Below are 7,930 nucleotides of genomic sequence, written 5' to 3'. Positions count from 1 at the left end.
CCCTCGCGAAACGCTCTACGGCGCCTGAGCCCGAGACCGGGCCGCCCTCAAGGGGTGTGTCAGGCGACCGGAACGATGTTCACGACCTTGCGGCCGCGGCTGGTGCCGAACTCGACCGCACCGGCGTTCAGCGCGAACAGCGTGTCGTCCTTGCCACGGCCGACGCCCGAGCCCGGGTGGAAGTGCGTGCCGCGCTGGCGGACCAGGATCTCACCGGCGTTGACGACCTGACCGCCGAAGCGCTTCACGCCGAGGCGCTGAGCGTTGGAGTCACGACCGTTACGGGTGGACGATGCGCCCTTCTTGTGTGCCATCTCTCCTCAGTCCCTTACTTCGCAGCCGCGGGGATCTCAGTGACCTTGATCGCCGTGTACTGCTGGCGGTGGCCCTGACGACGGCGGTAGCCGGTCTTGTTCTTGTAGCGCAGAATGTCGATCTTCTGGCCCTTGTGGTGGTCCACGACCTCGGCCTGGACCTTGATGCCGGCCAGCACCCACGGGTCACTGGTCACAGCGTCGCCGTCGACAACGAGCAGGGTCGAGAGCTCGACCGTGTCGCCAACCTTGGCAGTGGAAATCTTGTCAACCTCAACGATGTCGCCGACAGCAACCTTGTGCTGGCGACCACCGCTGCGCACGATGGCGTACACGCGGATCTCACTCTCTCGCTCGGGAACGGCACCCCCGCAGTCCAGCCGCCCGACACACGAACGGCCTCTCCCGAGGCGCCCCGCGCCCGGAAGGATGAGGTTTACGGGGATGTGGCGCGTCCGAATGGACATCCGGACGGACATCTGTGGACACGCCGACGGTCAAGAGTACGGGCGCCATGCCCGAGGGGGCAAATCGAGCCCTACCGGCTCACTCATCGGGCCCGTCGCCCCATTCATCGGGCCCCGTCGGCTCACTCATCGAGCCCCGTCGGCGCGCTCCCTGAACGCACCGGTGCCCCCACCCGGCGGTGAATCCACCGGGCAGGGGCACCAGTTGGGACGGGCAGCGCGCGCCCGCCCCCTGTGGCTCAGCCCTCGTCGGTCGAGGCGGTGACCGTGGCGGACGCCTGCTCGGCGGCCACCGTGGTCTTCTTCGAGGCCGACTTCTTCGCCGTCGCCGCCTTCTTGGCCGTGGCCTTCTTGGCGACCGTCTTCTTGGCCGCCGTCTTCTTCGTGGCGGCCTTCTTCGCCGTCGCCTTCTTGGCGGTCTTCCGCGCCGTCTTCTTGGCGGGGGCCTCGGTCCCGGTCTCCTCCGAGCCGGCGGCCGGAGCCGCCTCCGGAGCGGCACCCTCGGCCGCGCCTTCCGCCTCGGCGGGAGCCTCGGCCACGCCCTCCGTCTGGGCCGACGGGACCACCACGACGGCGGCCTCCTCCGACGCGGTGGGCGCCGTCGCCTTGCGCACGGCACGCCGCCTCGGCCGAGCCGGAGCAGCGCTCTCGGCCGCGGGGGCCGCCTCCGGCTCCACGACGGGCGCGGCGACCGGCTCCGCGGCCGACTCGGCCACGGGCTCCGCCACCGGCTCGGCCTCCCGTACCTCGGCCTCGGCGACCGTCACCACGGCGTCGTCCGCCGCGGCCCCGGCCGGCGAGCCCGCGGGCGCGGACACCTTCCGGGTCGCCCGACGACGCGTACGCCCCTTGGGCGCGGCCTCCTCGGCGCTCACGGCGGCCGGCGTCTCGACGACCGGGTCCTCCACCGCGACGGGCTCCGCCTCGGCTTCCTCCCGCGGCTTGGGCGCCCGCTCCTCGACGGCGGTCGCAGCGGACGCGGCGGCCACGGCCTCGCGCGGCTTCGGCGCACCCGAGGGCGCGGAGGCCCGCCGGGTCACGCGACGCCGCGAACGGCCGCGCGTGGCCGCCGCCTCGGCCTCGGCGACGCTGCTGTACAGCTCCTCGTCGGGCTCGAACTCAGGAGAGGGAAGCGCCACCGGCGCGGCGACCGCCGCGGCCACCTCGGCCTCGACCAGCGCCGCCGGCTCCTCCACCTCCACGGACTCGGCCGGCTCGGCGATCTCGTGCGCTGCCACGTGCTCGTGGTCGAGCTCCGCGCCACCGCGCCCGCGCTTGCGGCGCTTGCCGCCACCACCGGCGACGGTCGGCTGGTCCATGTGCACGATCACGCCGCGCCCGTTGCAGTGGACACAGGTCTCGGAGAAGGACTCCAGCAGTCCCTGCCCGACCCGCTTCCGGGTCATCTGCACCAGACCCAGCGAGGTGACCTCGGCGACCTGGTGCTTCGTACGGTCGCGGCCCAGGCACTCGAGCAGGCGCCGCAGCACCAGGTCCCGGTTGGACTCCAGGACCATGTCGATGAAGTCGATGACGACGATGCCGCCGAGGTCGCGCAGCCGCAGCTGGCGCACGATCTCCTCGGCCGCCTCCAGGTTGTTCCTGGTGACCGTCTCCTCCAGGTTGCCGCCCTGGCCGGTGAACTTGCCGGTGTTGACGTCGATCACGACCATGGCCTCGGTCTTGTCGATCACCAGCGAACCACCGCTGGGCAGCCACACCTTGCGGTCCAGCGCCTTCATCAGCTGCTCGTCGATGCGGTACGTCGCGAAGACGTCGACCTCGGAGGTCCACTTCTGCAGCCGCTCGGCCAGGTCCGGCGCGACATGGGAGACGTATCCGTGGATGGTCTCCCACGCGTCGTCGCCGCTGACGATGACCTTGGAGAAGTCCTCGTTGAAGATGTCGCGCACGACCCGGACCGTCATGTCCGGCTCGCCGTACAGCAGCGTCGGCGCGTTGCCGCTCTTCGCCTTCTTCTGGATGTCCTCCCACTGCGCCTGCAGCCGCTCGACGTCCCGGCGCAGCTCGTCCTCGCTCGCGCCCTCGGCGGCGGTGCGCACGATGACGCCCGCGTCCTCGGGAACGATCTTCTTGAGGATGGTCTTCAGCCGCGCCCGCTCGGTGTCGGGCAGCTTGCGGCTGATGCCGGTCATGGAGCCCTCGGGGACGTACACGAGGTAACGGCCCGGGAGGGAGACCTGGCTGGTCAGACGCGCGCCCTTGTGCCCGATCGGGTCCTTGGTGACCTGGACGAGAACAGACTGCCCGGACTTGAGGGCGGACTCGATGCGCCGCGGCCCGTTGGCCATGCCCAGCGCCTCGAAGTTGACCTCACCGGCGTACAGGACGGCGTTGCGGCCCTTGCCGATGTCGATGAAGGCGGCCTCCATCGACGGCAGCACGTTCTGCACCTTGCCGAGGTAGACGTTGCCGACGTACGAGGTCGACTGCTCCTTGTTGACGTAGTGCTCGACGAGCACGTTGTCCTCCAGGACGCCGATCTGGGTGCGCTCGCCGCTCTGGCGGACGACCATCACCCGCTCGACGGCCTCACGCCGGGCCAGGAACTCGGCCTCGGTGATGATCGGCACCCGGCGCCGGCCCTGCTCACGGCCTTCCCGGCGGCGCTGCTTCTTGGCCTCCAGACGGGTCGAGCCCTTGATGGACTGCACCTCGTCGGACGGCTCGGTGTCCTTGGCTCGCCGCTCACGCGGCTCACGGACCTTGACGACCGTACGCTCCGGGTCGTCGGACGCCGGCTCGGCGTCGGTGCCCGAGTCCCCGGCGCGACGACGACGGCGACGGCGACGGCGGCTGCTGCTGCTGGAGCCGGACGCACCGGCCTCCTCGTGCTCGTCGGCCTCTTCCTCGGCGTCCTCGTCCACCTGCTCGGCGGTGTCCTCGGCGTCCTGCGCGGCCTGCTCGGCGGCAAGCTCCTCGCCCTCGGCGGACTCACCCTCCGCCTCGGCCGACTCGCCCCGACGACGGCGACGGCCACCCCGGCGACGGCGACGACGCGACCCGGTGGTCTCCTCCTCGCCGAACTCATCACCCTCGGCAGAGTCCTCCGCGCCCGCCTCGGGCTCCTCGGACTCCTCGGACTCCTCCGCCTCCTCGGCGACGCCCACGGGCTCCGCCTCGACGGACTCACCCCGCCGACGACGGCGACGGCGCGACCCGCCGGTGCTCTCCTCCTCGGCGAACCCACCGAACTCGGTGGCCTCGGCCTCGACGACCTCCGCAGGCCCGGCCTCCGCCTCGGCGGCGGCCTGAGCGGCGGCCCGCTCCGGCGTCTGGAACATCGGCTCGGTGAACACCGGCGCCTGGAACACGGCCACAGCGGGCCGCGCGGGCCGAGCCGGAGCCTCCTCACCGACCGGCGCCGCGGGCTCGGAGAACCCTCCGGCGGCCTTGCGCGCGACGCGCCGACGCGTACGACGCGGGCCGGCTTCCTCGCTTTCGGCAGCGGGGGCAGCCTGAGCTGCAGGGACCGGGGCGACCTCAGTGAACTGGGCCGGCACGGCCTCGGCCGCAGGCGTCTCGCTCTCAGCGGCGGTGGCCACCTCGGCGTCCTGGGCGGTCTCCTCCACCGGCGCACCGGCAGGCGCCGCCACCCGACGCGTGGCACGCCGACGCGTACGACGCGGGGCTGCCTCCTCGGCGACTTCCTCGACCGGAGCCGATTCCTCAGCGGCGACGGGCGCGGCCTCGACAACCTCGGGCGCCTCGGTCACGGCCTCCGCCGGAGCCACCACGGCCTCAGCGGTCTCCGGAGGCGCGGACACACGCCGAGTCGCACGCCGACGGGTACGGCCGGCAGGCGCAGCCTCCGCAACGGAGGCAGGCGCCTCGGCGGCAGCCTCGGGCTCGGCGGACACGGCACTCTCCGCCGCCACCACGGGCTCGACAGCCTCGGCGCCGTCGGGCGCACCGGCGGGGGCGGACGCACGCCGAGTCGCACGCCGACGCGGACGCGCGGCAGGCGCCGCTTCCTCAACGGCAGCGGGCGCCTCGGCGGCAGCAGGGGCGGCCTCGGCGGCGCCGGCCGTCTCGGCGGCGGTGGAGCCGGCCGGAATCACGGTCTCGGCAACCTCGGCACTGTCGGGCGCACCGGCGGGCGCGGACGCACGCCGGGTCGCACGCCGACGCGGACGAGCGGCAGGCGCCGCTTCCTCAACGACGGCGGGCGCCTCGGCGGCAGCTTCGACGGCCTCGGCCTCTTCGACCTCGGCGGCCTCGCTGGTCGCCGCGGCCTCGGCCACCTGGGCGGTCTCGTTCGCCGCAGCGGCGACAGCCCCCTCGTCGGCCGCGATCGCGGCGGACTCGGCGAGCTCTTCGACCTCAGCAGCCGGTATGGCCGGCGCGACGACCTCGGCCGACGCCTCGGTCATGGCCGACGGCGGTCCCGCCGGGCGGGACGCGGCGCGGCGGCGACGGCGCGGCGGCAGGGTGTCGCTGGGCGTGTTGTGTTCGGAGCCCTGCGCGGACTCCACGGGTTCGATCTGTTCGGGCATGCGGGCGTTTCTCCCGTCAGGCTCCCGGGCGCCGCACCCGGTCCGGCCTGGCCGGTGACGTCCGCGGCTCGCGTCGTACGCGGCTGCCGCCGTCCGGGGCGCGGGCGCCGCACGGGAACTCTCTGTGTCCTGTCTCGCCGGTTCCGATACGCCATGTTGCGTATCGGCCTGGCGAAAGTCTTGTGGTCGGTGCGCTGCCCGACCCAGGTGGCTCCCGGATACGAGGGCGGCGCTACGACGTCCGTCCCTACGCGGGGCCTTCCGGCGCCGGCGCCTTCGCGGTGGCAGCGGCCGTTGTGAGGGCCGTCGCCGCCTCGCGGTCGGGCGCGAGCGGGTCGGTCACCGTGCCGGTCTCTTCATCGAACAGCCCCTGCGCCAGCCTGGTCACCGCTGCGGGGACCGGCGGCGCCAGGTCGGCCACGGCGCGGAGACCGGACAGGACGTCGTCGGGTCGTACGGCAGGCGTCACGTGCCGAACAACCAGCCGCAGTATCGCACAGGGCTGGTCGGTCGGCCTATCAGGCTGTGGACTGTGCGTCTCAGGACCGTCACGCCCGTCCCGTGCGTCACGACTGTCAAGCGCGACGACAGCGGCGCGGGCGTCGAACGTCCGTACGCCGTTCTTCGTCATGCGCTGGACCTCGACGGCGTCCGCCGCGTTGAAGGCGGCGACCGCGCGGGCGGCGTCCGCCGGGTCCACGCCGTCCAGGCGCAGCTCCCAGACGGAGGCGGTGAGCCGGTCGGCGAGCCCGGAGGTGCGGGCCTCGACGGCGTCGATGATGTCGAGGCCGGTGGGCAGCGACTCGTCGAGCAGAATCCTGAGCTTGTCGGGGTCGCGCGCGTCGGTGAGCGCGATCTCCAGGTACTCCGCCTCACTGCCCGTGCCGGTGGGTGCGGCATTGGCGTAGGAGACCTTCGGGTGCGGTGTGAACCCCGCCGAGTACGCCATCGGCACCTCGGCACGGCGCAACGCACGCTCGAAGGCGCGCTGGAAGTCACGGTGGCTGGTGAACCGGAGGCGGCCGCGCTTGGTGTAGCGCAGTCGGATGCGCTGCACCGCCGGTGCGGGCGGCGGGCCTTCGGGCTGTCGCTTGCCCAGTGTCGTTCAGTCCTTCGTGAGTGCGGTCGTACTGCTACCAAGAGTACGTGCCTCGGCGGCCCGAGGTTCCCGCCGGGCGACAGGCTGCGGCTGCTTCGGCTCCCCGAAGAGCATCCGCCGGAAGTCGGCGCGTGCCTGCCGTACGGACTCGCGGGCGCCGGCCAGTGCCTGTCGGGTGGCGGTGCGTACGCTGCGGGCCGCCGCGGCGGCGGGCTTCCACACCGCGTCCCGTACGAAGTGACCGGCCGGGGTGAGGACGGTCCGGTACACCCACCGGGTCGGCTCGACGAAGATCCACCGGAAGAGGGTCGCCAGGAACCGCCCGACGGCCAGCGAGATCCACCCGGCGACGCGCCACGCGTGCCCGAGCGCGTCCCAGATCTCCCGTCCGACGACGGCCAGGGCCCGCCCGACCGGCGTGAGCACCCACCGCCACACGGCGAGCGCGGGCAGCACGAACAGCACACGCGCCGTCCAGTACAGCCCCAGCCCGAGCCCGACGAAGATCATCCGTACAAGCCAAACGACACCACCGGCCACCCACGCGATCGCGTGCCCCACGGGCGTCAGCACATACGTGTACAGCCATACGGCCGGTACGACGACGAGGTACCGCACGAGCCAGGACAGGGCCGTGAACACACCGAGCGCGATCGCGGCGACCCCGACGCCGATCCCCCTGGCCACCCAGGCGATCGCACGCCCGAGCGGCGCGAGCGTCCAGCCGTACAGCCACACGAGCACGGCACCGATGCCCTTGGCAGTCCAGACCGCCCCGGCCCAGACACCGGAGACGCCCCAGACCACGCCCGCCCGGATCCCCCGCGCGGCCCAGGCGATCCCCCGCCCGACAGGCGCGAGGAGATACCGGTACAGCCACACCGCCGGCACCACGAGCAGCCGGTACCCGAGCCAGCCGAGCCCCTTCGCGACCGGCACGACGACGTATCGCCACAGCGCGACCCACGGCCACACGAGGACGGCCTTGCCGACCCACAGCAACGCCCGCCCCAGCGGCCGCAGCACGGCGTCGTTCAGGAACCGCCCGGCGACGACGAGCGCGTCCCACACCATCCGCACCGGAACGACCAGCACCAGTACGACGATCCGCACAGGAATCCGAATCGCGGCGGTGAGACACCCCTCGGGCGCCTGCGGCGCGGGCGTCCGCCGTACCGTCGGCTCGACGGGCCGCGACTCGGTCGGTGCCGGCTGCTGGGCGGGCCGCTTCTCCAGGTCCATGCGGACGAAGACGCCTCAGCGACCTGTCCGGATGCAGCGCCGCGCCTTCAACTTCCCACCTCGTTCGTACCGGTGTTCCCCGCGGCGTGTCACCCGCCGCTCTCAACGGCCGACAACCCCTTGGGCCGAGGTTGGCTTCCGGCCGGAAGCCAACGCCGTCAACGGCGGGACTGACATCGAACCCTGACACGCGGAAGGGGTGTCGCGGCACTGTGAAGATGCATCTCGATCAGGAACCAGGCCGCTCCGACGCCCATCACGGCGGTCGCCGCCAGGGAGGGCCCGGGCCGC

General features: G+C 72.9%; 5 protein-coding genes. All 5 read right to left on the bottom strand.

What is annotated here, in order from left to right:
* Positions 1–59: 59 nt before the first annotated feature.
* The gene (rpmA, locus tag STRIP9103_RS09030) at positions 60–314 is read right to left on the bottom strand and encodes a 50S ribosomal protein L27 (RefSeq protein ID WP_009305234.1); all 255 of its coding nucleotides are present in this window, start codon (positions 312–314) and stop codon (positions 60–62) included.
* Positions 315–328: 14 nt separating this feature from the next.
* Positions 329–649 (bottom strand): 50S ribosomal protein L21, encoded by a 321-nt coding sequence (gene rplU / locus STRIP9103_RS09025; RefSeq protein ID WP_004931419.1) that lies wholly within the window; start codon positions 647–649, stop codon positions 329–331.
* 371 nt (positions 650–1,020) lie between these two features.
* Positions 1,021–5,298: an Rne/Rng family ribonuclease gene (locus tag STRIP9103_RS09020; RefSeq protein ID WP_009305230.1), complete on the bottom strand. Its 4,278-nt coding sequence runs from the start codon at positions 5,296–5,298 to the stop codon at positions 1,021–1,023.
* Positions 5,299–5,545: 247 nt separating this feature from the next.
* Positions 5,546–6,355, bottom strand: coding sequence for a TIGR03936 family radical SAM-associated protein (locus STRIP9103_RS09015; RefSeq protein WP_009305219.1), 810 nt, complete (start codon positions 6,353–6,355; stop codon positions 5,546–5,548).
* 48 nt (positions 6,356–6,403) lie between these two features.
* The gene (locus tag STRIP9103_RS09010) at positions 6,404–7,639 is read right to left on the bottom strand and encodes a hypothetical protein (RefSeq protein WP_009305232.1); all 1,236 of its coding nucleotides are present in this window, start codon (positions 7,637–7,639) and stop codon (positions 6,404–6,406) included.
* Positions 7,640–7,930 lie beyond the last annotated feature (291 nt).

The organism is Streptomyces ipomoeae 91-03 (assembly GCF_000317595.1).
Taxonomy (GTDB): Bacteria; Actinomycetota; Actinomycetes; order Streptomycetales; family Streptomycetaceae; genus Streptomyces; species Streptomyces ipomoeae.
The sequence above is the reverse complement of the archived record's forward strand: the minus strand, read 5'-3'. Positions and strand labels throughout refer to the sequence as shown.

Bases quoted from the DNA above. Each gene is read 5' to 3' on its own strand.
- rpmA (WP_009305234.1), bottom strand. From the start codon at position 314: ATGGCACACAAGAAGGGCGCATCGTCCACCCGTAACGGTCGTGACTCC.
- STRIP9103_RS09020 (WP_009305230.1), bottom strand. From the start codon at position 5,298: ATGCCCGAACAGATCGAACCCGTGGAGTCCGCGCAGGGCTCCGAACAC.
- STRIP9103_RS09010 (WP_009305232.1), bottom strand. From the start codon at position 7,639: ATGGACCTGGAGAAGCGGCCCGCCCAGCAGCCGGCACCGACCGAGTCG.